This window comes from Kribbella sp. NBC_01245 (assembly GCF_036226525.1).
Lineage (GTDB): Bacteria > Actinomycetota > Actinomycetes > Propionibacteriales > Kribbellaceae > Kribbella.
Genome location: NZ_CP108487.1, coordinates 6,112,933 through 6,139,305 on the forward strand (window position 1 = coordinate 6,112,933; position 26,373 = coordinate 6,139,305).

Sequence of the window (26,373 nt, forward strand, 5' to 3'; positions counted from 1 at the left end):
CTAGAGGCCGAGGTCGCGGAGGAACTCGGGCTTGTAGGCCTGGATCGCGATGTACCGCGGATCCGGCACCTCGACGCCCTCGTCCGAATCGGCCGGCGCCGGCGCGTGCGAGGTATCGGCCGGGTCGAGCCACTCCTGCGCGGCGGCGCTCCACCGGGTCAGGGTGAAGTCCGCGGTCAGCTCGTCGGCGGTGACGAGCTCGCGCGCGGTCCGCTCGGCCTCGCGGGCATCCGCCTCGGTGGTCGCATACATCAGCATGCGCGAGCCATCGCGAGTCACGGTGACGCTGTTACCGAGTCGCTTTCGCGCGTCGTCGTCGAGATCGAGGGCCCGCAGCCGCTCCCAGAACGACAGCCCGTGCTCCTCGGTGTTGAGCTCGACCTCTACCCGGTACTCCTCATCCGCCATGCGCACACTCTAACTGTCCTGAGTCAGGGACTCAGGACAGTGGATGGCGGGGATGACCGGATGCTGGACTCGGAAATTTAAGTCTACAAAGTCAGTCTAGTTTGAATCGTATGACCAAGGCATCACCGGCCCGGAGGCGCCGCGACGGACGCGCGCTGCACGAGGGTGGGCTCCACCGTCGTACGCCGGACGCGGCGGTTGGTGTCGATCGCGGACGTGACGCGCTCGACCACGTCGGCGACCAGATCGTCGAGCGGCCAGTGGAACGTCGACAGCGGCGGCTCGAGCAGCTGGGACATCGGCTGATCGTCATAGCCCAAGAGGGAGAGGTCGCTCGGGATGGCGATGCCGAGCTCCTTGCACGCCGCGTAGACGCCGAAGGCCATCGAATCGGCCAGCGCAAGAATGCCGGTCGGCCGCTTGCCCGAGGTCAGCAAGGCGCGGGCGACCTCGGTGGCGCCGGCCAGATCGTGCGGGCACGGCACGACCTGGAGGCTCAGCTTGAGGTCGGCTGCGATCCGATGGGCGATCTCCTCGGCGGGCCGGTCGACCTCGACCCGGCGGCTCGGGCTGAGCACGGCGACGGATTTGTGCCCGGCGTCGGCCAGTGTGCGCAGCGCCGTACTGATGCCGCTCTCGTTGTCGAACAGGACCTCGGATTTCGCCTTGGCGGCGGGCAGGGCGTCGCCGATCGCGATCACCGGCACCTCGCGGGTGATCTTGGCCCAGCCCTTGGCGGCCGGATCGATCGGGATCACCACGACCGCGTCGGCCCGGTGGTCGACCAGGTGCTGGGCGAGCTCGAGCTGGCGCTCGGCATCACCCGCGGAGTCAATGATCCAGGCGTTGCGATCGGGCGCGAGCAACTCCCGCCCCAGGGCCGCGGCCAGGCGCTGCTGCCAGAGGTCTTCGAGGGAGGCGCAGAGCACGCCGACCGAGCCGCTGCGGCCCGATGCGAGGGCGCGGGCGATGGGATCGGCCGAGTAGCCGAGCCGATCCGCCGCCTCCAGCACGCGCTGCTGCGTCTCCGCGGTGCCATGCAGGCCCCGGAGTGCGTAGGACACCGCCGTCATCGAGAGGCCGGTCTCGGTGGCGATGTCCTTGAGGGTTGGCCGACGAGCCGATCCGGACATGGTTGGCACCCTACGCGGCCGCTCCGACAGTTTCTGGAAGGTGAGTTGACAAGGGCTGGATTGAAGCGCTTCAATAGCACCACGATTGAAGCGCTTCAAAACCTTCAGGGCAAGGGAATCGAGACGTCAGAGAGGGCCAATCCATGACCGGCTTGATCGACGTCCATCAGCACCTCTGGCCGGGCGCGTTCATCGACCGGTTGCGGGCCCGTACCGAGGTGCCGTACCTGCGGGGCTGGACGCTGCACACCGAGGGCGAGCCACCGTACGACGTGGATCCCGCCGCGCATGCCGTGGACAAGCGGCTCGCGCGGGAGCTCGACGACGGCACCCGGCTGGTCGGCCTATCGCTGTCCAGTCCACTCGGCATCGAGCGGCTGGGTGATACCGAGTTGCTCGACGCCTGGCATGAAGGTGCGGCCGAGTTGCCCGAGCCGTTCCGGGCCTGGGCGGCGGTCGACCTGCGCGAGCCGGATCTCGACGGGCTGGCGGGCTTGATCGGCCGCGGCTTTCTCGGCATCCAGTTGCCGACCGATGCCGTGCTCACGCCTGCCGCCTGGGCGGCGCAGGGCGAGTTGCTCGCGCTGGCCGAGCGGCTCGACCGGCCGATCCTGGTTCATCCCGGCGCCGCCCCCAAGGCGGACGGCGAGGTGCCGGGATGGTGGGCGCCGGTCGTCGACTACACGGCACAACTTCAGGCCGCTTGGTGGGCCTGGCATGCGTTTCAGGGGCGGACGCAGTTCCCGAAGGTGCGGATCTGCTTCGTCGCCGCGGCGGGCCTCGCGCCCGTGCACCACGAACGGCTCACCGCCCGCGGTGGGCGGTTCGGCAAGATCGACCACAACCTCTTCGTCGACACGTCGGGCTATGGCCCGCAGGCGATCGACGCAGTGGCTCGGGTCCTCGGCATCGACCAGGTGGTGCATGGCACCGACCGGCCGTACGCGGACATCACCGAGCTGCGACAAGGCGAAGCCGCGACCGCGGTGATCCGCTACGACAACCCGCACCGGCTGCTGTTCGGCACCGGCGCACGACCCGAGAGGGGAGTTCAGTGACTGCTCAACCCGTTACCGACGACATCGTCGTTCCCGCGCGCCAGGCCAGCCGGCTCGTGGAGCTCAACGACTGTCTTTCGCTGGACGACCTGCCGGGCCGTGATCTGGACCCGGCCGAGTTGGCCGAGCTGGCCGCGTCGATCGCCGCCCAGCCGCAGCTGTGGGAGGAGCACGTCGCCTTCAGCGATGAGGAGCGCGTGTTCGCCTCGGTGCACCGCGATGCGAACGTCGACGTCTGGCTGATCTGCTGGACCCCGGTGAACGACACGGGCTGGCACGACCACGACGTCTCGTCCGGCGCCGTGGCCGTTGCCCGCGGCAAGCTTGTCGAGCACAACCTGGCGATCGGCACCGAGTCGATCGAGACCGAGGTGACCGCCGGCGACGTGTACGGGTTCGGCCCGGACCACATCCACCGGCTGACCGGTCTCGACAAGGGCAGCGTCACCGTGCACGCGTACAGCCCGCCCCTGTGGCGCATGGGCCAGTACTCGGTGAAGGACGGCGTGCTCCGCCGAGTCTCCGTGTCGTACGCCGACGAGCTCCGGCCGATCGACTGAGTCTGGTGCAGGCCAGTCGTCGCGAACTGGCTATCGCGTGGGTGAAGGCGTTGACCTAGGTTCGGGATATGCGGATCAGGGTCGTAGACGCCTTCACCAGTACGCCGTTCAGCGGTAACCCGGCCGGAGTCTGCCTGCTCGACGCGGGCGATTGGCCTGACATCGCGTGGATGCACTCGGTCGCGCGCGAGATGGCTCACGCGGAGACGGCCTTCGCGAAGCCCGGCGACGACGGGGTGTGGGGGTTGCGCTGGTTCACGCCGGCCGTTGAGGAGAACCTCTGCGGGCATGCGACGCTCGCGACCACTCACGCGTTGTACGACGACGGCGCGATCGGGTCGTCCGTACGGTTCTCCACCCGGAGCGGGATCCTCACCGCAACCGTGAACGACGACGGCTCGATCACGCTCGACTTCCCGAAGGCGGTCGTGTCGGCGATCGACGTACCCGTGGGGCTGGCCAAGGCCCTTGGCGTTGAGGTCTTCGGCGCCTACGGCACGGGCGAATTGCGGGATGTGCTGATCGAGGTCGCGGACGAAGACGTGGTGCGTGGCGTCGTACCGGATCTTGGTCAGATCGCGGCGATCGCGCATCGCGACGATATCCGGGGTGTGGTCGTCACCGCTTTGGCTTCAGGCGACGAGTATGACTTCGTGTCGCGGTTCTTCTCGCCGAACGACGGTATTCCCGAGGACCCGGTGACGGGTAGCGCGCACACCGCGCTGGCGCCGTTCTGGGCCGACCGCCTGGGCCGTACGGACCTGCGCGGCTGGCAGGCGTCGGCCCGCGGCGGCCTCGTGCACGCCGTACCGGATGGTGATCGGGTCAAGCTGTCGGGGCGTGCCGTCACGATGCTCGACGGCACGCTCCACAGTGAGCCCGTCTACTAGGCCCGAACCTCGTTAGGCCCAGGACTCCGCATAGGTGACCGAGCCGTTCGGCGTGGTGAGCTCGGTGACGATGTCCTCCGCCTCCGGCTCGAGCGGCTCGAACGGCTGCTCCGGTACGACGTACGCCCGGGCGCCGGCGATCAACTCGATACCGGGCAGCGCGAACCACGCCTCGCCGACCTCCCGGCTGATCGCGTAGATCGCCTGCTCAGTGGTCTCGACCGGGTCGCGCAGGTCGGACTCCTGGTCCTCGGCCAGCACCCGCTCCTGCGCCGCCCGGCCCTCGGCCAGCAGCGCGTCGGCGTCGACCACCCGCAGGTCGAAGCGCGATACCACGCTGATCACCTGCTCGGCCTGGACCTCCTCCTCTTCCTCCTCGAGGTCCTCGGTGTCCACCAGCGCCAGCGGAATCGTGCCGGTGTGATCCAGCACCGCGTCGTTCCAGCTCTCCACCAGCTCCTCGAGCTCGGCGTTCTGCTCGAACAGCGCCTCGAAGTCGGACTCGGCGTTCAACGCGAGCAAAGCCGCCGTATGCGCCTGCAACCGCTCGGTCAGCAACTGCGCCGCCTCGGCCAGGGCCTTACGGGTGTCATCCGAGAACTGCTCGATGGTCTGCTCGTGATCCTGCTCGCTCATATCTCTTCCCAGCTCTCAATCGACCGATGCCAGCCGTAAGTATGCGCACCCCCCACCAACATTCCCAGCCACCCCCTCCCCCCGCCCACATACCGACCACCCCACCCGCTCCCACGCCTCGCCAACCCCGTTCATCGGGCGTTGTGACGCGGCGTGTCGGCGCTCGTCGGTCCGTACTGGCCAGACGCGCGGAACAGCCCCGGACGAGGTACGCCGGAATTTGGGCGGCGGACGTCAGGCCTTGGCGTGGTCACAAGAGCCCGATCAACCCCGACACGCCGCGTCACGAGGGCCCGATGAGCAGAAATCGCGGGGGTGGCGGGCGTCTGGACTTTGCATTCATTCGTCGGAATCCGCCCTCAGCCGCCGCATGCCTTCTGCAAGGTCCGCTGACCTCGAGGGCGGATTCCGACGAATGAATGCAAAGGGCGGGTGGGCGTGAGGGGGTGTGAGAGAAGGCGGTGGGAGTGTGAGAGGGGTGCGAGACGCTCGGGTTCCTCGGCGAACCACGGGTGAACGTGGTGACGTTGAACCGCGATCTGGCAGTACTGAGCTGAGACGATGGACGTATGAGCAGTGGCCGCGGGTACTTGCGGATCTACCTCGGGGCCGCGCCCGGCGTCGGTAAGACGTACAAGATGCTCGGCGAAGGCAAGCGGCGCCTGGATCGCGGGACCGACGTAGTGGTCGGTTTCGTGGAGACGCACGGGCGGGAGCACACCGAGACCCTGCTGGACGGCCTCGAGGTGCTGCCGCGCCGGATCGTGGATCACCGCGGCGCGAGCTTCACCGAGATGGACCTGGACGCCGTACTGGCCAGACGCCCTGAAGTGGCTCTGGTGGACGAGTTGGCGCATACCAACGTTCCGGGCAGTAGGAACGCCAAGCGCTGGCAGGACATCGACGAACTACTTGCCGCGGGCATCGACGTCATCTCGACGGTGAACATCCAGCACCTGGAATCGATCAACGACGTGGTCGAGAAGATCACCGGCGTGCCACAACGGGAGACCGTGCCGGACGTGGTTGTACGGGCTGCTGATCAGATCGAGTTGGTCGACATGACGCCAGAGGCTCTACGTCGCCGGATGGCTCACGGCAACGTGTACGCGGCGGACAAGATCGACGCGGCTCTGAGCAACTACTTCCGCGTCGGCAACCTGTCGGCTCTCCGCGAGCTGGCGCTGCTCTGGCTGGCGGATCGGGTCGATGCGGGCCTGCAGCAGTACCGGGCCCAGCACGACATCGACTCGACCTGGGAGGCGCGGGAGCGGGTAGTAGTCGCCGTGACGGGCGGTCCCGAGGGGGAGACCCTGATCCGTCGTGCAGCGCGTATTGCCGCCAGATCGTCCGGTGGCGACCTACTGGCGGTGCACGTCACCAGGTCGGATGGTCTGACTGGAGCCAACCCGACCGCGCTAGCGAACCAGCGGCGGCTAGTGGAAAGCCTGGGCGGTACGTATCACCAGGTAGTCGGTGACGACGTACCAGCTTCACTGCTCGCGTTTGCCCGGGCAGAGAACGCGACCCAGCTAGTGCTCGGCGGTAGCAGGCGTTCCCGGCTGGCGGCGCTACTGACCGGACCAGGTATCGGTGCGGGCACTATCCGCGACTCGGGCGACATCGACGTACACATCGTCACGCATGCCGAGATGGGCCGTGGGCGGATGCCGCATCTCGGGGGCAGTCTGACGCGTCGTCGGCGGATCCAGGGCTTCGTCCTGGCAGTAGCTCTACCGCCGCTTCTGGCGATTGCGCTGGGTGTAGGCGGCGACACGTTGAACCTGACCAGCAACGTCCTGACGTTCCTGCTGGGCGTAGTAGTCGTCGCACTCGTCGGAGGCCTCTGGCCCGCTCTAGTGACGGCACTCGGTGGGACCTTCGTCCTCAACTACTCCTTCACACCGCCGACGAAGACGTTCTCGATCGCCGAGCCGAACAACGCTTTGGCCCTCGGCATCTTCGTACTCGTCGCGGCCTTGGTGAGCTCAGTGGTCGACCGAGCCGCGCGTCGTACCCGGGAGGCGGCCCGATCCGCTGCGGAATCCGAGACGCTCGCGACCCTGGCGGGCAACGTCCTCCGCGGCGAAACGGCCCTGCCCGCGCTGCTCGAACGAGTCCGCGAGGCCTTCGGCATGACATGCGCGGTGTTGATGGAACGCGTCCGGGACGAGCTCACCGAGACCTGGGTGCCGATCGCCTCCGCCGGTACGACGACCTGCCGGCGTCCGGAGGAAGGCGACGCCGAGATCCCCGCGCGGGAGGACCTCGTCCTGGTCCTGCAAGGGCGTTCACTCGCGGCGGACGAGCGTCGGATGGTCGGTGCGTTCGCCGCCCACGCGGCCGCGTTGATCGATCGCGCGCGTTTGTCCGAGGCCGCTGCGGAAGCCAAACCCCTGGCCGAGGCGGACAGGCTCCGTACGGCGTTGCTGCGGGCCGTCGGGCATGACCTCAGGTCGCCGCTGGCCTCGGCGAAGGCATCCGTGACGAGCCTGCGTACGTCGGACGTCGAGTGGTCGCCGGACGAACGCGACGAGCTGTTGGCAACGGCCGACGAATCGCTCGATCGCCTGACGCGGTTGGTGGAGAACTTGCTCGACATGAGCCGCCTGCAAGCCGGCGTACTGCCCGTCTTCAGCCGTCCGATGGCCGTGGACGAGGTCTTGCCCGGAGCGCTCGTGGACGTCGGCGCGGACGTGCTCATCGACGTACCGCACGACCTCCCGCTTGTGCAGGCCGATCCGGCGCTGCTCGAACGCGTCATCGCGAACCTGGTGAGCAACGCCGTCCGTCATTCGCCGGCGAAAAAGCCGCCGCTGGTGGCGGGCAGTGCGCTCGGCGACGTGGTGGAGGTCCGGATCGTTGATCGGGGCAAGGGAATTCCGCAGGCCGATCGGGACAAGGTGTTCGCGCCGTTCCAGCGGCTGGGGGATACCGACAACACGACTGGCGTCGGACTGGGTCTCGCCCTCGCGCGCGGATTGGCGGAGGCGATGGGCGGCAGCCTGCATCCCGAGGACACTCCCGGTGGTGGCGTGACTATGGTGATATCGATGCCCATAGCAACAACTTCCGCTGAGACAGAGCCGGAGCCGGTCCCGGGCAGTCGTGAACGAGACGAGCCGGAGGTACAGCGGTGACCCGGGTCCTGGTGGTGGACGACGAACCCCAGATCGTCCGCGCCCTGAGCATCAACCTGAAGGCGCGGCGCTACGAGGTGCACGTGGCCGGCACGGGTACGGCGGCGCTCAAGGTGGCGGCGCAACATCCGCCCGACCTGGTCATCCTCGACCTCGGCCTGCCCGATCTGGACGGGGTTGAGGTGATCCGTGGTCTCCGTGGCTGGACCGAGGCGCCGATCCTCGTGCTGTCCGGACGGGTCGACAGCACCGACAAGGTCGAGGCTCTCGATGCGGGCGCCGACGATTACGTGACCAAGCCCTTCGGCATCGACGAGCTGCTCGCACGGATGCGGGCCTTGCTGCGCCGGAGCAACCAGACCGCGGAAGAACCCATCGTCCAGGTCGGTGCCGCGGTGGTCGACCTCGCGGCCAAACGCGTTTCCCTTGATGGCAACGACATCCGGCTCACTCCGACCGAGTGGCACCTACTCGAGGTCCTCGTCCGGCATCCCGGCAAGCTGATCTCCCAGCGCCAGTTGCTCACCGAGGTCTGGGGCCCGGGATACGAGACGGCGCACGGCAATCTCCGCTTCTACATGGGCCAACTCCGCCGCAAACTCGAGCCCGAACCGGCCCGCCCCGAACACCTCCTCACCGAACCCGGCATGGGCTACCGCTTCGAGCCCTGACTAGCGGGCGAGGAGTTCGTCGAGGATCTGCGGTTCGCGGCGGTAGGGCTCGAAGTGGCCGACCGCGCCCATCTCGATCAGGGTGGCGGTGGGGAGGCGGTCGACCAGGCGGCGCGCGGCGGCGATCGGGCAGTTGCGATCGGCGCTGCCGTGCCACCAGGTCAGGCTCGTCCGGATCGCGGCCAGGTCGATATCCCGCCAGTCGCCGCCGGTCGCCATCGTCTCGTCGACCCAGCCGTCCATCCCGGCCGCGAACGCCTCCCCGATCCCGCGCGCGAAGCCCAGCCGCCAAACCGGATCGGCCAGCAGTTCGCGGTCGGACGCGGGCGCGGTCGCCATGGCCTGCTCGATCCCGGCCAACGGACCCGCGGCGATCGCGTCGTACGACGGCTTGAGCACGGCCCGTACGTCGTCCTCCCGGCCGTCGCGAGCGGCGCGGAGTGCCGACGCGTTGAGCTCGATCATCTCGTCGTACTCGTCATCGTTCAGCTGCGGGGATCCCACCACGATCGTGGCCGCGATGACGCGGTCCGGGTGCCGCGCGGCGAACGCGAGCACGTGTGGGCCGCCGCCGCTACTGCCGGAGAGGTGGACCCGGTCGTGGCCGAGGTGGTCGAGGATCGCGGCCAGGTCGTCGCAGTGTTCGGTGAAGCCGCGGCCGGGTAGCCGGGTGGAGCGGCCGAAGCCCGGGCGTTCGGTGGTGATGACCTCGAGGCCCCTTTCGTGCCAAACGGTTCGGTCGGCGCGGAGGGAGTAGCGCGAGCCCGGGGTGCCGGGTAGGCGGAGTAGCGGCCGGCCGCCGATCTCGCCGGACCGGGTCCAGGCGACGGTTCTCCCGTCGGGACGCGTCAGCGATTCGTCGAGCACATCGGCAAAGGGATCCATAAGCCCGATCATCACCTGCGCCCGGGGCCAGGCGGACCGGTCGGCGCAGGGGTTCGACCGTTGGACGATGGAGGGTTGCCGGGGGTCGTCACGGTGGGTGGGATCGAGGTGCCCCTGCGTATCCGTCCTTACTGAGGTGGTCCGCCTATGTCCACATCTCGTCCTCTGCGCCGGCAGCTCGTGGTCGCCGTCGCCGCTCTCGCTTTGACCGCCCCGACCGCCATTGCCGCCCCCGACCTCGACCTGCCGCCCGTACTGCCGCAGCCCGCCGCTTGGACCGGAAGCTGGGCAGTCGCCGTCACCCCGCCGAGCGCGACCGGCCTCTCCGCGACCGGCGTGACCGACACGACCCTCCGCCAAGTCGCGCACCTGTCCGTCGGCGGTTCGTCGCTGCGCCTCAGACTCTCCAACGTCTACGGCACCAAACCGCTCGTCATCGGCAAGGTCACCGTGACACCACGACCAGACGATCAAGCCGGTACGCCGACGGTGGACCCGGCCAAGCTCGTGCCGGTGACGTTCGGAGGCAAGGCGTCCACCACCATCCCGGTCGGTACCGAATGGGTGTCCGACCCGATCACGCTGACCGTGCCGGAGGACACCGACCTGGTCATCAGCACGTACTTCCCGGGCCCGACCGGTCCGTTGACCCAGCACCCGGCCGGTTACGCGACGGCGTTCCGGGCCGCAGGCGAACGCACCACGGACGCGGGCTCGTCGTACACCTCGGTCGGTCAATCGCGCTACGTCATCGAGGGCGTCGACGTACTGACCCGCGCGAAGGGATCCGTCGTACTGTTCGGCGACTCGATCACCGATGGCGTGGTCTCGCCCGTCGACCAGAACCTGCGCTATCCCGACCAGCTGGCCGATCGCCTGCTGGACTTGCCAAAACCCCGCGTCCACGGGGTGCTCAACGCCGGGATCAGCGGCAACCGGCTGCTCTCGAACGCCGGTGCCGCGGGTGATTCGGCGCTGGCCAGGTTCGACCGGGACGTAGTCGCGCAAACCGGCGTGCGCTCCGTCGTACTGCTCGAGGGCATCAACGACATCGGTACCAGCCGCGGCGCGACCACGCCCGAGGAGCTGATCGCGGTCCATCGCCAGTTCATTCAGCGGGCGCGTCAGGCCGGGCTGCGGGTCTTCGGCGCCACCCTCACGCCGTACGAGGGGGCTGGGTACTACACCCCCGAGGGCGAGGCCGATCGGCAGGCGCTGAACCAGTGGATCCGGACCTCTGGGGAGTACGACGGGGTGGTCGATTTCGACCAGGCTGTGCGTGATCCCGAGCACCCGACCCGGATCCGGCCGGCGTACGACATCGGCGACAAACTCCACCCGAACGCGGAAGGTTTCAAGGCGATGGCGCTCGCCTTCGACCTCAAGGCGTTAACCCGCTGACTCTCCCGCTTGCTGACCCTCACGCGCGAGGGTCAGCAGGCGGGCGATTTCGCCGCTGAGTTGGTCGTCGGTGTAGGGGTAGACCGCCTCGGCGGCGGCGAGGTGCCGCTTGGCGTCTTCGAAATCCCCAAGAGCCAGGTGGGATTCGCCCAAGCGGCGTCGTACCCGGGCTTCCGCGACCGCGTCCGCCCGGATCATGGCAACCGCGAAGGCCTCCCGGTAACAGTCGATCGCCGACCGGTGGTCACCGCTTTCGGTGTACGCCTCCCCGAGATCGAGCCAGCCGTGAGCGACACCGGACAGATGACCCAGACCTTCGTAGATGGCGATGACCCGGTGGAACATGGGCACGGCCTTGTCCAGCTCGCCGCGCATGCCGTGGATGGCGGCCAGGTTGCTGAGTGGGCTCGCGCCGCTGCGCATATTGCCGGACTCTTCGGCGATCCGGACGGCCTCGGCAAAACAGCGGTAGGCCTCGTCCTTGGCATCGAGGTAGTACTCGGCCATCCCGACCGAGTCCAGGCCGCGCGAGATGGTGGCCGGGTGGTTCATCTGGCGGCCGAGTTCGACCACCCGCAGCGCGTAGGGCCGGGCGAGGGCATATTCGCCGCGCCGGTTGTGGCGGACCGCGATGTTGGTGATGCCGACGGCCTCGGCCCAGGTATCGCCGAGGCCTTTGAACTGCTCAACCGCCTCGATCAGGTCCGCCAAGCCACCGCCGTCCCGGCCGCTATGCCACTTGCCCTGGCCGATGTCGTGCAGCAGGGAGGCTCGGACCCAGGGCGAGCTGGTGAAACCGATGGCGATCTCGGCCACCCGGACGCCGTCCGACCAGTGGCCGCGGGCCAGGTAGAAGTTGGACATCCCGAGGCACAGCGAGGTCAGGGCTTCCGGCGAATGCGCGCGGGCCGGGCCGTCGTACAGCGCGATGATGTTCGGTAGTTCGGTCTCGATCCAGCTGAAGGCCTGGTTGGAATCGCCGAACTCGATCGTGAACCTCACCGGCTCGGTGTCCAGCCAGCGCAGCCGCGACGAGTCGGGATCGAAGAGCCGTAGCCCTTGCCAGGCGGCCGATTGGTAGAGGTTGATCACCCGGCCGACCGCTTGCGCGCGTTCATCGGTGGAGAAGGCCGACACCGCGAGCTCTCGGGCGAAGAGCCGCACCAGGTCGTGCAATTCGTAGCGGCCGGGTGACGACGTACTCAGCAGGTGAAGGTCGACCAGGTGCTCCAGCAACGCGTCGATCCGCGGCTCGGGCCGGTCGGCCAATCGCGCGGCGACCTCGACACCGATATCGGGTCCGTCGAGCAGACCCAGCAACGCGAACAGCCGAACCGCCTCGCCACCGCCATCTTCTGCCAGTTGGGCGATCGAGAACTTAAGGGTCGCCCGTACGCCGAGGTGGCCGGCCTCCAACTCGTCCAGCAGCTTTTCCTCGTTGGTCAGGCGCTCGGCGAGATGGGCGACTGGCCAGTTCGGTCTGGCGAGTAGCCGGGCAGCGGCCAGTCGGAGGGCCAGTGGGAGATGCCCGCACCGGGTCGCGAGGGTCCGCGACTCCTCCGCCTCGGCGTCGATCCGGTCACCAGCGACTGCCCGGAGTAGACCGACCGCGTCCTCGGTGGACAGCTCGCCAAGCTCGACCTGGACTGCGCCGGGCAGTACCAGCACTAGCCGACTAGTGATCAGTACGGCGGCACCGGGAGTCGTCGGCAGCAGTTGGCGTATGACGTCGCTGTCGGCCACGTTGTCGATCACTACGAGGATTCGGCGGTTTGCGATGAGGGAGCGGTAGAGGCCGACAGCTGCGGTGATATCGGTGCCGACGCGGTCGCTGTCGCCACCGAGCGAGGTGATGAGGTGCTGCAGCGCTTGCAGGGCAGAGACGGGTGCACCCGTCCCGAAGCCCTGCAGATTCAGGTAGAGCTGGCCGTCCGGGTAGTGCTCGGTGACCGCGTGGGCCGCCTCAAGAGCCAGTGAGGTCTTGCCGACTCCACCCATGCCAGTGACGGCCACCACGACCGGGCCGCCGCCGGCGGATGACGGCCGGAGCAACTCGCCGGTGACTCGGGTTAGCTGGTCCGACCGGCCGGTGAAGTCGGCGACGGCTGCCGGCAACTGCCTTGGCCGAGGCCGGCTGACCGGGGATGGCGGGGTCCTTACTTCGGGATGGCGTCCGCCGGCTGCGGCCAGGGTGTCGCGCTGAGCCGGGGCAAGACCAAGGGCCTCGCTGAGCTGCTCGATTGTGTGTGGTCTTGGGTACAGCCGCTTGCCGCGTTCCAGCGCGCTGATCGCCTCGTAGCTGAGGTTGGCCCGCTCGGCCAGCCCTTCCTGGGTCAGCCCGGCCGCCGTCCGGTAACGCCGCAACAAGGTACTGAGCTCAGAGCTCAAGGCTCTCCTAACTAGCAGTCTCCGCAGGGTGCTCGATCTGCCGGTCTCCCCATTGGGTGAGGAGACCGCGGGCGATCTCCAGATCATCTCGCAGTGACCGGTCGGTCAGGTCTTCGGGGAGGGCGGTCAGCGCGTCGGCGAGCCACGGACCGACCGCGGCAGGCGCGAGGTCCTCCGGGGTGAGGTTGGCGAGGCGGATGGCCCGTACGGCGGTGACAAGTTCGCAGGACAGCACGTCGCGGAGGGCGTCGAGTAGTTGCGCGGTCAAGGCGGCCGCCTGCGGGGCGAAGCTCGCGTGGTGCTCGGCACCCCGGGACAGCGTGGCCGTGCCGAGAGTGGCCGGCTGGGCCGACGAACGGGCCGACGCGAGGGCGTCGTGCGCGACGTACTCGATCATCATCACGCCCGAGCTGGCCTCGGCGCCGCTGGCCAGGAATCGGCTCAACCCGGTGAAGTCGGGATCGACCAGGTTCGCCAGGCGTGAGGTGGAGAGGGTCGCGACGCTGTGCAGGCTGAGCCGGAGGGCGTCGAGGGCGAGGGCGATCGGCATCGCGTGCCAGTTTCCGTTGTGCAACACGGTATCCGGGGCGACGAGCGGGTTCTCCGCGGCCGCGTTGATGTCGACCGTCAAAGCGTTGCCCAGGGCATCGACGTGGTCCACGGCCGGTCCGAGCACTTGAGCGAAAGCCCTTAGACCAAAGGGATCCTGGACTCGCGCGGGCTTGATCGGCAGGCCGTCGAGCAGTCCGCGCATCCGCCGCGCCACGCGAACCTGGCCGGGTTGCGGCCGCGCGTCGTGCACGCGTGCGTCGTACACCTCGCTGTTGCCGCGCATGGCGACGTGCGAGAGGGCGCCGACCAGCGGTACGACGTTGATCAGGGTGGCGGCTTCGACGTGGGCGAGGCAGCACTCGGCCAAGGTGATGGCGTTGCTGGAGAGCAGCGGCAGGGCGCTGGTGCCGTCGATGACGTCACCGAGGGCCAGCCCCAGTTCGGCCAACGGCCCGAGGTCGCCCGTACCGATGGCGCCACCGCGATGGAGATCGGGCAGCTTGTCATCGTTGAGCAGGCCGATGATCGCCTCGGCCACGTCCGGCGCGAGCCCGGAACCGCCCGCGGCGAGCTGATTGACCCGGATCAGCAGGCCGAGCCGGACGACGTCCTTCGGGTACGGCGTGGTGCCGGTGGTCGAGTGCGACGCGAGCAGGCGCGCGCCATGCTCGGGATCGGTGGTGAGCACGTCCCGGTTGGCGCCGACGCCGGTGGTCCGGCCGTACACCGCGCGGACCTTCGCGATCTCGACAACGGCCTTGGCCGACGCCAGCATTCGTTGCCTGGCCGGTTCCGCGATCGTCACCGGGGTGCGGCGCTGGCCCAGCGCGACCGCGGTGAGTGGTGACAACCCCTGCCCGGTGATCTCGATCGGCTCCATGGCCGCAGTATGCGCAAAGGCCCCGGCGAGAGCACTCGCCGGGGCCTTCTAATGCGGCTTACCTGCCGTAACGCTTCTTGAACTTCTCCACGCGGCCCTGCGTGTCCATGACGCGCTGGTTGCCGGTGTAGAAGGGGTGACTGGCGGAGGAGATCTCAACATCGACGACCGGGTACGTCTTGCCGTCGGTCCAGACGATGGTCTCGTCGCTGGCCCGGGTCGACCCGGTGAGGAAGCTGAAGTCACCCGACTTGTCGCGGAAGACGATCGGGCGGTAGTCCGGGTGGATGTCGTTCTTCATGCTGCGCTACTTCCTTCCAGATAAGGGGCGAAGGGGTCGGCCAGATCGCTGATCCATTCGTCCCGACGTAGGAGACAACCGTCGAGCAGCTCCCTTAATTCCCCGGTGTCCAGACCGGCGCCGGTGATCGACAGGTACGACGCGCGGTCGCCGTGTTCGGGATGCCACTCGAACAGCGACCGGGCCTGATGCGCCTGCCCGACCTCGGACCAGCGCTCGGCCGGCAGATCGGCCAGCCACGGCCCGAGTACGCCGATGGCGATGCTGGCGCCGAAGCTGTCCCACCCGAGCCGGGCCGACGGCTGCGAGGCGAGCCAGATCGTGCCCTTGCCGCGAGCCGATCCGGCCACGATCTCCTCCAGCGCGTCGAACAGCCGCTGCGGGTGGAACGGCCGGTCGGCCTGCCAGACCAGCGTCCGTACGTCGCCCTCGTCGTTCAGCGGCGCGCAGATCGAACCCGGTTCGACCCAGGTCTCGGCCGTGTCCGGGTCGTGCAGCTTTTGTCCGAGCAGAGCCGCCGCCGACCTTGTGCCATGGATCAGCGCTTGCGGGTTGATCGCCCGGGCCAGCGCGGCGGCCTGCGGACCGTCAACGATCAGCGCATTCGCGTACTCCACGTGGCGCGCGAGGACCTCGGCCACGGCCCGGCCGTCCTCCGCCGCGGTCGGGATGTCCCGATCCAGCAGCAGATCCTCGCCGGACATGTCCTCGACGAAGGTGGCGCCGTCGAGCACGGTGATGACGGCATCCACGCGCAGTTCGTCCTCGGCGTCCGCGGCGATCTCCTCGGCGAGGGCCTGCGGATCACCTGCCGCGGGAATGGAGACCAGCGCTGCGACGTACTTCTCGGTGGACGCGATGCTCGTCAGCACCGGCAGAAGGGAGGCCCGCAGCGCGCAGGACACACAGGGATGGGCCATCTCGATCAGCTCGCGGTCGATCACCCCGGCCGAGGTGCGGGCGATCCGGATCACCGTGCCGTCGGACATGCCGGTCACGTCGTACTCGATCAGCACGGTGCCGGCCGGGGCGGCCCGGAGCAGGTTGTGCGCGACCGTGGCCCGGGTGTCCTCGGCGAGGCCGGCCAGCAGGGTGACCGGGAGCAGGCTCTGCATGGTTCTCCCTCTTATTGAAAACGATAACCAGTACAAGATACACTTCGGGACCTGTCCCTGTGAACGGAGTCCCATGTCTGCGCACTGCCAGGTGACCGGGGTGAAGCCGATGTTCGGCCACAACGTGTCCCACTCCCATCGCCGTACCAAGCGCCGCTTCAACCCGAACATCCAGAGCCGCCGGTTCTGGCTGCCGAGTGAGAACCGGTTCGTCCGGCTGACCGTGAGCGCCAAGGGAATCAAGACGATCGACCAGCACGGCATCGAGAAGATCGTGGCGCGCATCCGCGCTCGAGGGGAGAAGGTTTAGTGGCCAAGCGCAACGACATTCGGCCCGTCATCAAGCTGAAGAGCACGGCGGGGACGTCGTACACCTATGTGACCCGGAAGAACCGGCGCAACAACCCGGATCGGCTGGTGCTGCGCAAGTTCGACCCGATCGCGCGCAAGCACGTCGACTTCCGCGAGGAGCGGTAATGGCCAAGCTCAGCAAGATCGTGAAGAACGAGCAGCGCAAGCGGACTGTCGCGCTGTACGCTGAGCGCCGGGCGGAGCTCAAGCGGATCATCCGCGACCCGTCCACGGCGGCCTCGGACCTGGACGTGGCGCGGGCGAAGTTGCAGAAGCTGCCGCGCGACGCGAGCCCAATCCGCGTGCGCAACCGCGACGTCGTCGACGGCCGGCCGCGCGGTTACCTCCGCAAGGCCGGCCTCTCCCGCGTCCGCTTCCGCGGCATGGCCCACCGCGGCGAACTCCCGGGAATCACAAAGTCGTCCTGGTAGACCACGCCGGCATCTCGGGTATGGCGAGGCTTGCCGAGAACCGTTGTGCCGCCCCGGTGATCTCGTCCATCGGGGCGGCGACCGTATCGAGCAACAGCCGTGGGCCTTGCCTGCCCAGCCGCCGATGGAACCACTCATCGGCCTCCGACAAGCCGATCCGGAACCTCAGGTCGGGCTGGACGTCTGGAGGCAGATCGATGTCGAGCACGTTCGGCGGATGCGGCCAGCGGCGATGGTCGCGCGAGAGCCCGAAGCCCGCGACCGCCGACCAGGGGTAGAACGCGGCGGGCGGCAACTCTGGCGTGCCGACCCAGACCCCCTCCGCCGTCATCCGCAGTGCGGTCTCGGGAAGCGGCCGCCGTCCCCAGACATTGGTCCGGAGCAGTCCCTTGATGGCTAGTACGGCCACCGAAACGCAGACGCCGAACGGCAGGAGCAAGAACGCGAGCTCCAGTCGCAGCAGCGCCGGCGGGATCGATGCCAGCGTCACGAGCGGCGATACCGCGGCCAGGCCGGCGCCTGCCAGCAATATCCAGTACGACGCCCGTGCGCGCATCCGGCGACGGACCAGGGCGTCGGGCGCGAACAACACGACATACTCAGTCACCCGCGCAGCATCCCAGCCCCCCAGGCCAGCCTTGCTACTGCCTGGTCCGCCATGGAGGATGAGGCCTCAGCTCTGATCTGCCTCGAGGGCTGTGACGGTAGCCAGTAGTCCGTTTGAAGTCTCCAGCGATCGCAGCACTTCTGGAACCGTCATCGGTGGATTCTTGTTGATACGGGTTGCGCAGGCCGACCTCGTGCAGGCGAAGTGGACCGACCGGATCATGGACGAGGTCTTCCGCAACCTCAAGGAGAGGCGGCCCGATCTCGACCCCGCACCGCACAACGATGAATGGCACGTCAGTACAGGCCCATCTCCCGGTCGAGCTCGCCGAGCTCGTCTGCGATTGCTCGCCGCTTCTGATCGCCTTGACGCTTGTAGCCGAGGAGGTCTTCTGCGCGGACCCGGCGGTGTTTGCCGACCTTGCGGTGCGGAATCACCCCGTCGTCCAGCAGCTTGATCAGGTAGGGCCGCGACACGTTGAGCATGTCGGCGGCCTGTTGAGTGGTCAGTTCCGCGTGAGCGGGAACGACCGATACCGCCTGTCCGGCGGCCATGTGGGCCAGCACTCGGGCCAGTAGTTCGATTGCCGCCAGAGGCACTTCGAGTGTGTTCTTGGGGTCGCCGTCGACGACCAGGCGGATGTTGCGCTTGCCGTGGTGACTGTGCAGGTACTTCGTCATGCGACCCAGCGCGACATCGGCGGTGTGCATCGCTGCCTCGTCCGGCCTCACAAAGTCGGTTCTGGCTGTGCTGGTCATTGGGCTCCTCCTGGTCGGACGGCCGGCGTTCTTCAGCAGTCCTAAACGAAGTATCCGCACTAAACGAAATAAACGCAAGGCGGGTTGGGCCACTGCTGGAGGGGTCAGGGGCGGAGGCGGCGGCTTAGGGTTTCGGCTGCGGCGGCGGTGCGGCGGGCTAGGGCGGGGCGGTAGGCGACTGGGACCGCCTCGCTGCGGAAGGTGACACCGATCGACGCGACCGGGTGGCCGGCATGGTCGAGTACGGCGGCGGCGACCGACGCGACGCCATCGGTGATCTGGGAGTCCTCGTCGGCGAAACCCTGCCGCCGTTCGTCGGCAAGGACGCGCCGCAGCTGGGTCAACGTCTGCGGCCCCTTGCCCGTACGTCGGACAAAGCTCTCCGGGTCCGGGAACAACGCTCGCACCTGCGCCGGAGGTAATGCCGCCAGCAGGGCGCGGCCGGACGCCGTCAGCGTGGCCGGCAGGCGTACGCCGACATCGGTGACGAGCGTGACCGGTCGCGGGGGTTGTTCCTTCAGGAGGTAGACGAGTTCGCGGCCGTGCAGTACGCCGAGGTGCGCGGTGTGCCCGACTTCGGCGACGAGTTGCGTGAGTACGGGCCGGGCGAGCCGCTCGAGCGGGTCATGCCGGAGGTAGGCCGAGCCGATCTCGAAGGCGGCCACGCCCAGGCCGTACCGCTTGTCCTCCGGCAGGTGCACGACGTACCCCTCGGCGATCATTGCCTTCAGCAAGTGGTACGCCGATGACCGTGGCAGATCGACCGCGGAGGCGATGCGCTCCATCGGTACCGGTCCGGGCTGCGTGGCCAGGAAGGTCAGGACCCGCAGCGTGCGAGTCGAGGCGGGAACGTTGCCGCTCACACCGGGAGCGTAGCGGGGCTATTTCGAATTCCGGACGATTGGCAAATCCTCTGCCTGTCGCGCCGTCAGCTATCGGCCGGTTTGCGGAGCAGTTCGATCAACGCCGGGTAGCCGCTGCGGCCGTACCCCGCGGCCGCGGCCCGATCAGCCAAGGCCTTGAGCGAACGAGGTAGTTCCGCGTTGACGCCAAGCGCTGAGCTTTCGTCGATGACGTGTTCCATCGCGGCCAGATGGGTGTCGATGGTGGCGTCGAGCACCGGGTACTCGCCGTCGTCGATCTGCTCGGCGTATCCGGCCAGCCAGCCGGTGGTGGCCTTGATGCCCAAGGCGGCCACGGGGGTGAACGCGCTGGCGCTCACGCCGGCCGCTCCGAGCAACGCGGCGCCCTGGAGGAAGCCGTTCAGCATGCTCCACATCAGGCCGAGTACGGCGACCTCGTACAGCGATGACAGTCCGTGGTCCTCGCCGAGATGCCGGTTGTCGGCGCTGAGGCTGCGCAGGACCGGTTCGTACTGGTCGAAGACCTCGCGCGGCCCGCTGTAGACGACCGTCGCCTCGTCGGTGCCAACGCCTTGCGGTACGGCCATGATCCCGCCATCGAGATAGCTGCCGCCGTGTTGTCCCACCCAGGTCGCGGTCTCGCGGGCCTGAGCGGAGGTGCCCGAAGACAGGTTGATCAGAACGCGGCCGTCGAGGGTCTCCGGGTCGAGCAGTCCCCGCAGGGCGTCGTAATCAGTGACGCAGACGACGACCAGCGGACTGGCCAGGACCGCCTCGCGGGCAGAGCCGGCGAGCCGCGCGCCCTCGGCGACGAGTTGGTCGCCCTTTGCCGCTGTGCGGTTCCAGACGGTGGTCGGGTAGCCGTTGCGGAGGAAGGCGCCGGCCAGCGCCTGGCCCATCAGGCCCAGTCCGATGATGGTCACGGGGGTGTTTTGGATCGTCATGGCACGATCGTCAACGTTCATACCGGTATCAAGGTCAAGGGGAGTCAGCGTGCTGATCGGGGAGTTGAGCCGGCGGACCGGCGTGCAGACGCATCAGCTGCGGTACTACGAATCCCAGGGACTGCTCGAGCCCGATCGCGGCCACAACGGCTACCGCGACTACGCCGAGGAGGCCATCGTCACGGTGGCCCAGATCAGGAAGTTGCTCGGTGCCGGACTGTCCACCGAGGAGATCGGCTTCCTGCTGCCCTGCGCCACCGGCACGCTGCCCGAGCTCAAGCCGTGCCCCGAGCTGCTGGACACCCTGCGGGCTCGGCTGAACGGGCTGGACCAGCACATCGACGACCTGGTCCGAACCCGCGAGGTCCTCAGCGACTACATCACCATCACCGAGCAGAGCGTCGCTTCCTAGAGGTCGCGGGTGGCGGTCCAGCTGGAAGAGGCGCGGTGGTAGCCGAGCCAGCGGTTGACCGCCAGCATGGGCTCGTTGTTCGCGTCGTTGCCGGTGTATGCCGCGACGAAACCGGCCTCGCGGGCGCGGTGCAAGGCAGCGGCCTTGACCACCTTGGCGAGCCCCTTGCCGCGGTACGCCGGGAGGGTCCCAGTCAGGTTGGACCAGATCACCTGGCGATCCCGGTTGGCCGTCGTGGTGACGAAGGAGACCACCTCGCCATCGTCCAGCAGCGCGAAACTGAGGTCGTTCGCCTGATCCGGATGGTTCCAGCCCGTCTCGAGCCATTCGTCGTACGCCGGTGCCGACGAGAGGCCGCTCGGGTCACCGCTCACCACCGCGGCCGACGCCTGCCAGATCGCGCGCGGCTCCAGTGCGTCGTACGTGACGAGTTGTAACCCGTCCGGAGGCGGCACCGCCTCGGGCAGTTGGTCGAGCGAGGCGACGGCGTGCGCGAGCTCGCGGCCGATCGTGAAGCCCCGGTCCATCGCGAACCGCTTGGCCCACTCGTCATCCGTCGTCACGGTGATCAACCCTGTGCCGCCCATCCCGGCGGCGGCCCCGACGACGGTCTCGGCCATTGCCGCACCGATGCCGCGCCGCCCGTGCAGTGGCGGAACCTGTACGGCGAGTCGGCATCGCCCGCCCGGATCCGGAGCCCAGGCGTTGCCGTAGCCGACCACGTCATCGCCCTCGACCGCGACGAACACGACGCGCCCGGTCGCATGCTCGAGCTCGAACGCGATCCCCGCGGGCGTTTTCACCAGATGCGGCGTGGTGTGCGCCCACACGTCGACGATCCCGGCCGCATCCGCGACCCCAGCCTTCCGAATCCCAAACCCCATCCTTTGACCCTACGTGGCCTCTTTGCGCCGATCACCTTCCTTTTGCGGCAAAAGGAAGGTGTTGCTTGTCTCGGATTTGAGACAGAAAGTGGGGCGGGGTGCTGCCGGAGCAGGGGGTGGGCGTGGTGCAGTGGGAGCGTGAAGAGCATGGATGAGGTGGTTGTCGGGACCGGTGCGCTGGCGCCGGCCGAGGTGGTGGCGGTCGCGCGGTACGGCGCCCGGGTGCGGATCGACGACCTGGCGCTGGAGGAGATCGCGAAATCCCGCACGGCGATCGAGGCACTCGCGCATGCGGACACCCCGCATTACGGCGTCTCGACCGGGTTCGGCGCACTCGCTACCCGGCATATCGCGCCGGACCTGCGGGCGCAGCTGCAGCGCAGTCTGGTCCGTTCGCACGCGGCCGGTTCGGGTCCCGAGGTCGAGACCGAGGTCGTGCGTTCGCTCGCGCTGCTCCGGCTGTCCACGCTCGCGACCGGGCGTACCGGGGTGAAGGTCGAGACGGCCCAGGCGTACGCCAACCTGCTGAACGCCGGAATCACGCCGGTCGTGCACGAGTACGGCAGCCTCGGCTGTTCGGGCGACCTGGCCCCGCTGTCGCACGTGGCGCTCGCGGTGATGGGCGAAGGCCCGGTCCGCAATGCCGCGGGTGAACTCGTACCGGCGGCGGAGGCGCTCGCCGCGGCAGGCCTGACGCCTGTCGTACTGGCGGAGAAGGAAGGCCTCGCGCTGATCAACGGCACGGACGGCATGCTCGGCATGCTGGTACTCGCGCTCGCGGACCTGGATCGCCTGCTGAAGACGGCCGATCTCGCCGCCGCGATGAGCGTGGAGGGCCAGCTCGGTACCGACCGCGTCTTCGCCGCCGACTTGCAGGCGTTGCGCCCGCACCCCGGCCAGGCCGCCTCGGCCGCGAACCTCCGAGCCGTACTGGCCGACAGTGGGATCGTCGCGAGCCATCGCGGTCCCGACTGCAACCGGGTGCAGGACGCGTACTCCTTGCGCTGTTCCCCGCAGGTGCACGGCGCCGCGCGCGATACCTATACACACGCCGCTCTCGTAGCGGGCCGCGAACTGGCCGCCGCGATCGACAACCCGGTGGTGCTTCCCGACGGCCGGGTCGAGTCGAACGGCAACTTCCACGGAGCGCCTGTCGGTTATGTGCTCGACTTCCTCGCCATCGTGGCCGCCGATCTGGCCAGCATCAGCGAACGTCGTACCGACCGCTTCCTGGACGTCGCCCGCAACCACGGGCTGAACGCCTTCCTGGCCGACGACCCGGGTGTCGACTCGGGCCACATGATCGCGCAGTACACCCAGGCCGCGGTCGTCTCCGAGCTCAAGCGCCTCGCGAACCCGGCCAGCGTCGACTCGATCCCGAGCAGCGCGATGCAGGAGGACCACGTCTCGATGGGCTGGTCCGCCGCCCGCAAACTCCGCCGCAGCGTGGACGGCCTGCAACGCGTGCTGGCGATCGAGATCCTCACGGCCGCCCGTGCACTCGACATGCGCGCACCGCTTGAGCCTTCGCCCGCCACCAGCGCCGTACGGCGTGCCCTGCGGGTTCACGTCGAGGGGCCTGGTACCGATCGGCACCTCGCCCCCGAGATCGAGTACGCCGTCCAATTGGTTGCCGACGGCACCATCCTTGCCGCCGCCGAAACCGTCACCGGTCCACTCCTCTGAAAGGTCATCGCCTTATGTCTGGTCCTCGTCCCGTCCGCGCTGCCCGCGGTACCACCCTCACCGCGCAGGGCTGGCAGCAGGAGGCCGCCCTGCGGATGCTGCAGAACAACCTCGACCCCGAGGTGGCCGAACATCCCGACGAGCTGGTCGTGTACGGCGGTTCGGGTAAGGCCGCACGGGACTGGAACTCGTTCGACGCGATGGTCCGTACGCTGACCACGCTGAAGCAGGACGAGACGATGCTGGTGCAGTCGGGCCGGCCGGTCGGCGTGATGCGTACGCACGAGTGGGCGCCGCGGGTGCTGATCGCGAACTCGAACCTGGTCGGCGACTGGGCCAACTGGGAGGAGTTCCGGCGGCTGGAGGCTATGGGCCTCACGATGTACGGCCAGATGACCGCGGGCTCGTGGATCTACATTGGCACGCAGGGAATTCTGCAGGGGACGTACGAGACCTTTGCCGCCGTGGCCGCCAAGAGGTTCAACGGCACGCTTGCCGGGACCATCACCCTCACGGCGGGTCTGGGCGGTATGGGCGGCGCGCAGCCGTTGGCCGTCACCATGAACGACGGTGTGGCCATCTGCATTGACGTAGACGAGTCGCGGATCAAGCGCCGGATCGAGCACCGCTACCTCGACGTACAGGCGTCGTCGGTTGACGAGGCACTACGGCTGGCCGAAGAGGCCAAGAACGCGCGCAAGCCGCTGTCGATCGGCGTACTTGGTAATGCCGCCGAGATCGTCCCTGACCTGCTGGAGCGGGGTGCGCCGATCGACATCGTCACTGACCAGACTTCCGCGCATGACCCGCTCATGTACCTGCCGGCCGGTATCGACTTCGCTGACTGGTCTACCGCTCGTGAGAAGGACCCGGCCGGGTTTACCGACAGGGCGCGCGAGTCGATGGCTAGGCACGTTGAAGCCATGGTGGGCTTCATGGACCTTGGTGCCGAGGTGTTCGACTACGGCAACTCCATTCGGGATGAGGCGCGTAAGGCCGGGTATGGCCGGGCATTCGAGTTCCCGGGGTTCGTACCGGCGTACATCCGTCCTTTGTTCTGTGAGGGCAAGGGCCCGTTCCGGTGGGCAGCGTTGTCCGGTAATCCTCAGGACATCGCTAAGACGGACAAGGCGATCCTCGAGATGTTCCCGGAGAACGAGCACCTCCAGCGCTGGATCAAGATGGCCGGCGAGCGGGTGGCCTTCCAGGGACTGCCCGCGCGGATCTGCTGGCTCGGGTACGGCGAACGGGACAAGGCGGGCCTTCGTTTCAACGACATGGTGGCCTCGGGTGAACTCGAGGCGCCGATCGTGATCGGACGCGACCACCTCGACTGCGGCAGCGTCGCCTCGCCGTACCGGGAGACCGAGTCGATGCTCGACGGGTCCGACGCGATCGCCGACTGGCCGTTGCTGAACGCGATGGTGAACGTCGGCAGTGGCGCGTCCTGGGTGTCGATCCACCACGGTGGTGGCGTCGGCATGGGCCGGTCGATCCACGCCGGTCAGGTCTCGGTTGCCGACGGCACCGATCTGGCCCGGCAGAAGCTCGAACGGGTCCTCACCAACGACCCGGGGATGGGTGTGATCCGGCACGTGGATGCCGGCTACGAGCGCGCGGACGAGGTCGCCATGGAGCGTGGCGTCCGTATCCCGATGCGCGATCTCGGGCAATGAGAACGGGAAACCGCTCCGATTCTGTCGGTGGAGTCGCCTAGGCTGCTGAATCAGTCGGTATGGATGGTCTCCGTGAGCGCGAAGGGGCGCTGAATGATCGAGTTCGACAAGGTCACCAAGCGGTATCCGGACGGCACTGTCGCCGTCGACGAGTTGTCGCTGCGCATTCCGAGCAACGAGATCACGGTCTTCGTCGGCCCGTCGGGCTGTGGCAAGACGACGTCCCTGCGCATGATCAACCGGATGATCGAGTGCACCAGCGGCGCGATCTCGATCGACGGGGAGAACATCAACAGTAAGGACGCGGTCACCCTGCGGCGCGGGATCGGCTATGTGATCCAGCATGCCGGGCTGTTCCCGCACCGCACGGTGGCGGACAACGTCGCGACCGTGCCGAAGCTGCTCGGCTGGGATCGGCGCAAGACCCGCGCCACCGCGATGGAGTTGCTGGAGCGGGTCGGCCTCGATCCCAAACTCGCCGATCGGTATCCGGCGCAGTTGTCCGGTGGCCAGCAGCAACGAGTCGGCGTGGCCCGGGCGCTGGCCGCCGATCCGCTGGTCATGTTGATGGACGAGCCGTTCAGCGCGGTCGACCCGATCGTGCGGCACCAGTTGCAGGAGGAGCTGCTGCGCCTGCAACGCGATATCGGCAAGACCATCGTGTTCGTCACCCACGACATCGACGAGGCGATCAAGCTCGGCGACAACGTGGCCGTGCTACGGGTCGGCGGCAAGCTGGCCCAGTTCGCGCATCCCGCGGAGCTGCTGGCCAACCCGGCGGACCCTTTTGTCGAGAGCTTCATCGGGCAGGACCGCGGCTATCGCGCGCTCACGTTCGTGCCGGCCGCCGACCTGCCGCTGCAGCCGGTGCCGGACGAGCTCATCCTCAGCGAGGACGGCAGACCGGTCGGCTGGCAGGTTGATGGTGAGATGCAGGCGATCGGCGGGGTCTTCCACCGTACGGATTCGTTGCGCGCGGCACTGGACTCGGTGCTGACGTCCCCGGTCAGTCAGGGCGTCTGCGTCGACGAGGGTGGCAAGCCTGTCGGTGTCGTCTCCTATGACGCCTTCAGTGGGACGTTGCGGCCATGACCTGGGTCGGCGACAACCTCGACGTGATCTGGGCGCAGCTCCAGGAGCACATCTACCTGGCCGTGCTGCCGGTGTTGTTCGGCCTGCTGATCGCCGTGCCGCTCGGCTACGTCGCGACGCGATACTCGTGGCTGGCGAATCCGCTCGTCGCGCTCGGTGGCGTGCTGTATTCGCTGCCCTCGATCGCCTTGTTCATCGTGCTGCCCGCCATTCTCGGCACCGGGATCCTCTCGCCGATCAACATCATCGCCGCGCTGACGATCTACGCGGTGTCGTTGCTGATCCGCAACGTCATCGACGGGCTGAGATCGGTGCCGCCCGAGGTCCGGCAGTCCGCGATCGCCGTCGGTTACGGCACGTTCCGCCGGGTGCTGACGATCGACCTGCCCATCGCAGTACCGGTGATCTTCGCCGGGCTGCGGGTGGTCACTGTCGCGAACATCTCGATGGTGAGCGTCGGCGCGCTGATCGGTATCGGCGGTCTGGGTGACCTGTTCACCGACGGCTTCTCGAAGAACTTCCTCACCCCGATCGTCGTCGGCATCGTGCTGTCGCTCGCGCTGGCACTGGTGGCGGACCTCGTGATCGTGGGCTTGCAACGGCTGCTGACGCCGTGGGCGCGGGTCATCTCCCCGATAAAGGCGGCCTAAC

At 68.1% G+C, this 26,373-nt stretch carries 27 protein-coding genes; 14 read left to right on the forward strand and 13 right to left on the reverse strand.

Annotated elements, in window-relative coordinates; genetic code table 11:
- Together OG394_RS27935 and OG394_RS27940 are read right to left on the reverse strand one after the other, a co-directional pair.
- Entirely contained in the window at nucleotides 1-408 is a 408-nt protein-coding gene (locus tag OG394_RS27935; RefSeq protein ID WP_328990076.1) for a hypothetical protein, read from the reverse strand.
- Nucleotides 409-530: 122 nt separating this feature from the next.
- Complete coding sequence (locus OG394_RS27940; RefSeq protein WP_328990077.1) at nucleotides 531-1,541, reverse strand: LacI family DNA-binding transcriptional regulator; 1,011 nt, start codon at nucleotides 1,539-1,541, stop codon at nucleotides 531-533.
- A gap of 143 nt (nucleotides 1,542-1,684) precedes the next feature.
- Between OG394_RS27940 and OG394_RS27945 the strand changes: the two genes are divergently transcribed.
- The 3 genes from OG394_RS27945 (at nucleotide 1,685) to OG394_RS27955 (ending at nucleotide 4,049) form a co-directional block, all read left to right on the forward strand.
- On the forward strand, nucleotides 1,685-2,599 hold the full coding sequence (locus OG394_RS27945; RefSeq protein WP_328990078.1) for an amidohydrolase family protein: 915 nt from the start codon (nucleotides 1,685-1,687) through the stop codon (nucleotides 2,597-2,599).
- On the forward strand, nucleotides 2,596-3,159 hold the full coding sequence (locus tag OG394_RS27950; protein WP_328990079.1) for a cysteine dioxygenase: 564 nt from the start codon (nucleotides 2,596-2,598) through the stop codon (nucleotides 3,157-3,159). The genes OG394_RS27945 and OG394_RS27950 overlap by 4 nt, the downstream gene beginning before the upstream one ends.
- Before the next feature lie 68 nt (nucleotides 3,160-3,227).
- Nucleotides 3,228-4,049 (forward strand): PhzF family phenazine biosynthesis protein, encoded by an 822-nt coding sequence (locus OG394_RS27955; protein ID WP_328990080.1) that lies wholly within the window; start codon nucleotides 3,228-3,230, stop codon nucleotides 4,047-4,049.
- A gap of 12 nt (nucleotides 4,050-4,061) precedes the next feature.
- On the opposite strand, the gene OG394_RS27960 is transcribed toward OG394_RS27955, so the two are convergent.
- Nucleotides 4,062-4,685 (reverse strand): hypothetical protein, encoded by a 624-nt coding sequence (locus OG394_RS27960; protein ID WP_328990081.1) that lies wholly within the window; start codon nucleotides 4,683-4,685, stop codon nucleotides 4,062-4,064.
- 569 nt (nucleotides 4,686-5,254) lie between these two features.
- On the opposite strand from OG394_RS27960, the gene OG394_RS27965 reads away from it, so the two are divergent.
- Nucleotides 5,255-7,825 (forward strand): sensor histidine kinase, encoded by a 2,571-nt coding sequence (locus tag OG394_RS27965; protein ID WP_328990082.1) that lies wholly within the window; start codon nucleotides 5,255-5,257, stop codon nucleotides 7,823-7,825.
- On the forward strand, nucleotides 7,822-8,496 hold the full coding sequence (locus tag OG394_RS27970; protein WP_328990083.1) for a response regulator: 675 nt from the start codon (nucleotides 7,822-7,824) through the stop codon (nucleotides 8,494-8,496). The genes OG394_RS27965 and OG394_RS27970 overlap by 4 nt, the downstream gene beginning before the upstream one ends.
- On the opposite strand, the gene OG394_RS27975 is transcribed toward OG394_RS27970, so the two are convergent.
- Nucleotides 8,497-9,381 carry an alpha/beta fold hydrolase gene (locus tag OG394_RS27975; protein ID WP_328990084.1) on the reverse strand — a complete coding sequence of 295 codons (885 nt, stop codon included), beginning with the start codon at nucleotides 9,379-9,381 and terminating at the stop codon, nucleotides 8,497-8,499.
- A gap of 147 nt (nucleotides 9,382-9,528) precedes the next feature.
- Between OG394_RS27975 and OG394_RS27980 the strand changes: the two genes are divergently transcribed.
- Entirely contained in the window at nucleotides 9,529-10,782 is a 1,254-nt protein-coding gene (locus tag OG394_RS27980; protein ID WP_328990085.1) for an SGNH/GDSL hydrolase family protein, read from the forward strand.
- Here the strand turns inward: OG394_RS27980 and OG394_RS27985 are convergent.
- Genes OG394_RS27985 through OG394_RS28000 form a run of 4 tightly spaced genes read right to left on the reverse strand, consistent with a single transcriptional unit; the run spans nucleotide 10,771 to nucleotide 16,018 of the window.
- Entirely contained in the window at nucleotides 10,771-13,170 is a 2,400-nt protein-coding gene (locus OG394_RS27985) for an ATP-binding protein (RefSeq protein ID WP_328990086.1), read from the reverse strand. The genes OG394_RS27980 and OG394_RS27985 overlap by 12 nt on opposite strands.
- A gap of 7 nt (nucleotides 13,171-13,177) precedes the next feature.
- Nucleotides 13,178-14,602: an aromatic amino acid lyase gene (locus OG394_RS27990; RefSeq protein ID WP_328990087.1), complete on the reverse strand. Its 1,425-nt coding sequence runs from the start codon at nucleotides 14,600-14,602 to the stop codon at nucleotides 13,178-13,180.
- 58 nt (nucleotides 14,603-14,660) lie between these two features.
- Entirely contained in the window at nucleotides 14,661-14,903 is a 243-nt protein-coding gene (locus OG394_RS27995; protein ID WP_328990088.1) for a type B 50S ribosomal protein L31, read from the reverse strand.
- The gene (locus OG394_RS28000) at nucleotides 14,900-16,018 is read right to left on the reverse strand and encodes a CobW family GTP-binding protein (RefSeq protein ID WP_328990089.1); all 1,119 of its coding nucleotides are present in this window, start codon (nucleotides 16,016-16,018) and stop codon (nucleotides 14,900-14,902) included. Before OG394_RS28000 ends, OG394_RS27995 begins: the two co-directional genes overlap by 4 nt.
- A gap of 73 nt (nucleotides 16,019-16,091) precedes the next feature.
- On the opposite strand from OG394_RS28000, the gene rpmB reads away from it, so the two are divergent.
- Genes rpmB through rpsN form a run of 3 tightly spaced genes read left to right on the forward strand, consistent with a single transcriptional unit; the run spans nucleotide 16,092 to nucleotide 16,800 of the window.
- Entirely contained in the window at nucleotides 16,092-16,328 is a 237-nt protein-coding gene (gene rpmB, locus OG394_RS28005; RefSeq protein ID WP_328990090.1) for a 50S ribosomal protein L28, read from the forward strand.
- Nucleotides 16,328-16,495 (forward strand): 50S ribosomal protein L33, encoded by a 168-nt coding sequence (rpmG, locus tag OG394_RS28010; protein WP_328990091.1) that lies wholly within the window; start codon nucleotides 16,328-16,330, stop codon nucleotides 16,493-16,495. Before rpmB ends, rpmG begins: the two co-directional genes overlap by 1 nt.
- Nucleotides 16,495-16,800: a 30S ribosomal protein S14 gene (rpsN, locus tag OG394_RS28015; protein ID WP_328990092.1), complete on the forward strand. Its 306-nt coding sequence runs from the start codon at nucleotides 16,495-16,497 to the stop codon at nucleotides 16,798-16,800. Before rpmG ends, rpsN begins: the two co-directional genes overlap by 1 nt.
- Here rpsN and OG394_RS28020 read toward each other — a convergent pair.
- The 4 genes from OG394_RS28020 to OG394_RS28035 all read right to left on the reverse strand — a co-directional run bounded on the left by OG394_RS28020 (nucleotide 16,781) and on the right by OG394_RS28035 (nucleotide 19,972).
- Nucleotides 16,781-17,407: a hypothetical protein gene (locus OG394_RS28020; RefSeq protein WP_328990093.1), complete on the reverse strand. Its 627-nt coding sequence runs from the start codon at nucleotides 17,405-17,407 to the stop codon at nucleotides 16,781-16,783. The genes rpsN and OG394_RS28020 overlap by 20 nt on opposite strands.
- Nucleotides 17,408-17,703: 296 nt before the next feature.
- Nucleotides 17,704-18,165, reverse strand: a complete 462-nt coding sequence (locus OG394_RS28025) for a helix-turn-helix domain-containing protein (RefSeq protein ID WP_328990094.1) — start codon at nucleotides 18,163-18,165, stop codon at nucleotides 17,704-17,706.
- A 104-nt stretch (nucleotides 18,166-18,269) separates the two neighbouring features.
- Entirely contained in the window at nucleotides 18,270-19,028 is a 759-nt protein-coding gene (locus OG394_RS28030) for an IclR family transcriptional regulator (protein ID WP_328990095.1), read from the reverse strand.
- A 65-nt stretch (nucleotides 19,029-19,093) separates the two neighbouring features.
- On the reverse strand, nucleotides 19,094-19,972 hold the full coding sequence (locus OG394_RS28035; protein ID WP_328990096.1) for an NAD(P)-dependent oxidoreductase: 879 nt from the start codon (nucleotides 19,970-19,972) through the stop codon (nucleotides 19,094-19,096).
- A 49-nt stretch (nucleotides 19,973-20,021) separates the two neighbouring features.
- On the opposite strand from OG394_RS28035, the gene OG394_RS28040 reads away from it, so the two are divergent.
- Nucleotides 20,022-20,384 (forward strand): MerR family transcriptional regulator, encoded by a 363-nt coding sequence (locus OG394_RS28040; protein WP_328990097.1) that lies wholly within the window; start codon nucleotides 20,022-20,024, stop codon nucleotides 20,382-20,384.
- Here OG394_RS28040 and OG394_RS28045 read toward each other — a convergent pair.
- The gene (locus tag OG394_RS28045) at nucleotides 20,381-21,268 is read right to left on the reverse strand and encodes a GNAT family N-acetyltransferase (protein WP_328990098.1); all 888 of its coding nucleotides are present in this window, start codon (nucleotides 21,266-21,268) and stop codon (nucleotides 20,381-20,383) included. The genes OG394_RS28040 and OG394_RS28045 overlap by 4 nt on opposite strands.
- 147 nt (nucleotides 21,269-21,415) lie before the next feature.
- Between OG394_RS28045 and hutH the strand changes: the two genes are divergently transcribed.
- The 4 genes from hutH to OG394_RS28065 all read left to right on the forward strand — a co-directional run bounded on the left by hutH (nucleotide 21,416) and on the right by OG394_RS28065 (nucleotide 26,372).
- The gene (hutH, locus tag OG394_RS28050) at nucleotides 21,416-22,954 is read left to right on the forward strand and encodes a histidine ammonia-lyase (protein WP_328990099.1); all 1,539 of its coding nucleotides are present in this window, start codon (nucleotides 21,416-21,418) and stop codon (nucleotides 22,952-22,954) included.
- 14 nt (nucleotides 22,955-22,968) lie between these two features.
- A complete protein-coding gene (gene hutU / locus OG394_RS28055) occupies nucleotides 22,969-24,630 on the forward strand; it encodes a urocanate hydratase (protein WP_328990100.1) in 1,662 nt (553 codons plus the stop codon).
- 93 nt (nucleotides 24,631-24,723) lie between these two features.
- Nucleotides 24,724-25,722, forward strand: a complete 999-nt coding sequence (locus OG394_RS28060; RefSeq protein ID WP_328990101.1) for an ABC transporter ATP-binding protein — start codon at nucleotides 24,724-24,726, stop codon at nucleotides 25,720-25,722.
- Nucleotides 25,719-26,372 (forward strand): ABC transporter permease, encoded by a 654-nt coding sequence (locus tag OG394_RS28065; RefSeq protein ID WP_328990102.1) that lies wholly within the window; start codon nucleotides 25,719-25,721, stop codon nucleotides 26,370-26,372. Before OG394_RS28060 ends, OG394_RS28065 begins: the two co-directional genes overlap by 4 nt.
- Nucleotide 26,373 lies beyond the last annotated feature (1 nt).

Bases quoted from the DNA above. Each gene is read 5' to 3' on its own strand.
- OG394_RS27935 (WP_328990076.1), bottom strand. From the start codon at position 408: ATGGCGGATGAGGAGTACCGGGTAGAGGTCGAGCTCAACACCGAGGAG.
- OG394_RS27940 (WP_328990077.1), bottom strand. From the start codon at position 1,541: ATGTCCGGATCGGCTCGTCGGCCAACCCTCAAGGACATCGCCACCGAG.
- OG394_RS27945 (WP_328990078.1), top strand. From the start codon at position 1,685: ATGACCGGCTTGATCGACGTCCATCAGCACCTCTGGCCGGGCGCGTTC.
- OG394_RS27955 (WP_328990080.1), top strand. From the start codon at position 3,228: ATGCGGATCAGGGTCGTAGACGCCTTCACCAGTACGCCGTTCAGCGGT.
- OG394_RS27960 (WP_328990081.1), bottom strand. From the start codon at position 4,685: ATGAGCGAGCAGGATCACGAGCAGACCATCGAGCAGTTCTCGGATGAC.
- OG394_RS27965 (WP_328990082.1), top strand. From the start codon at position 5,255: ATGAGCAGTGGCCGCGGGTACTTGCGGATCTACCTCGGGGCCGCGCCC.
- OG394_RS27975 (WP_328990084.1), bottom strand. From the start codon at position 9,381: ATGGATCCCTTTGCCGATGTGCTCGACGAATCGCTGACGCGTCCCGAC.
- OG394_RS27980 (WP_328990085.1), top strand. From the start codon at position 9,529: ATGTCCACATCTCGTCCTCTGCGCCGGCAGCTCGTGGTCGCCGTCGCC.
- OG394_RS27990 (WP_328990087.1), bottom strand. From the start codon at position 14,602: ATGGAGCCGATCGAGATCACCGGGCAGGGGTTGTCACCACTCACCGCG.
- OG394_RS27995 (WP_328990088.1), bottom strand. From the start codon at position 14,903: ATGAAGAACGACATCCACCCGGACTACCGCCCGATCGTCTTCCGCGAC.
- OG394_RS28000 (WP_328990089.1), bottom strand. From the start codon at position 16,018: ATGCAGAGCCTGCTCCCGGTCACCCTGCTGGCCGGCCTCGCCGAGGAC.
- rpmB (WP_328990090.1), top strand. From the start codon at position 16,092: ATGTCTGCGCACTGCCAGGTGACCGGGGTGAAGCCGATGTTCGGCCAC.
- rpsN (WP_328990092.1), top strand. From the start codon at position 16,495: ATGGCCAAGCTCAGCAAGATCGTGAAGAACGAGCAGCGCAAGCGGACT.
- OG394_RS28025 (WP_328990094.1), bottom strand. From the start codon at position 18,165: ATGACCAGCACAGCCAGAACCGACTTTGTGAGGCCGGACGAGGCAGCG.
- OG394_RS28035 (WP_328990096.1), bottom strand. From the start codon at position 19,972: ATGACGATCCAAAACACCCCCGTGACCATCATCGGACTGGGCCTGATG.
- OG394_RS28045 (WP_328990098.1), bottom strand. From the start codon at position 21,268: ATGGGGTTTGGGATTCGGAAGGCTGGGGTCGCGGATGCGGCCGGGATC.
- hutH (WP_328990099.1), top strand. From the start codon at position 21,416: ATGGATGAGGTGGTTGTCGGGACCGGTGCGCTGGCGCCGGCCGAGGTG.
- hutU (WP_328990100.1), top strand. From the start codon at position 22,969: ATGTCTGGTCCTCGTCCCGTCCGCGCTGCCCGCGGTACCACCCTCACC.
- OG394_RS28060 (WP_328990101.1), top strand. From the start codon at position 24,724: ATGATCGAGTTCGACAAGGTCACCAAGCGGTATCCGGACGGCACTGTC.
- OG394_RS28065 (WP_328990102.1), top strand. From the start codon at position 25,719: ATGACCTGGGTCGGCGACAACCTCGACGTGATCTGGGCGCAGCTCCAG.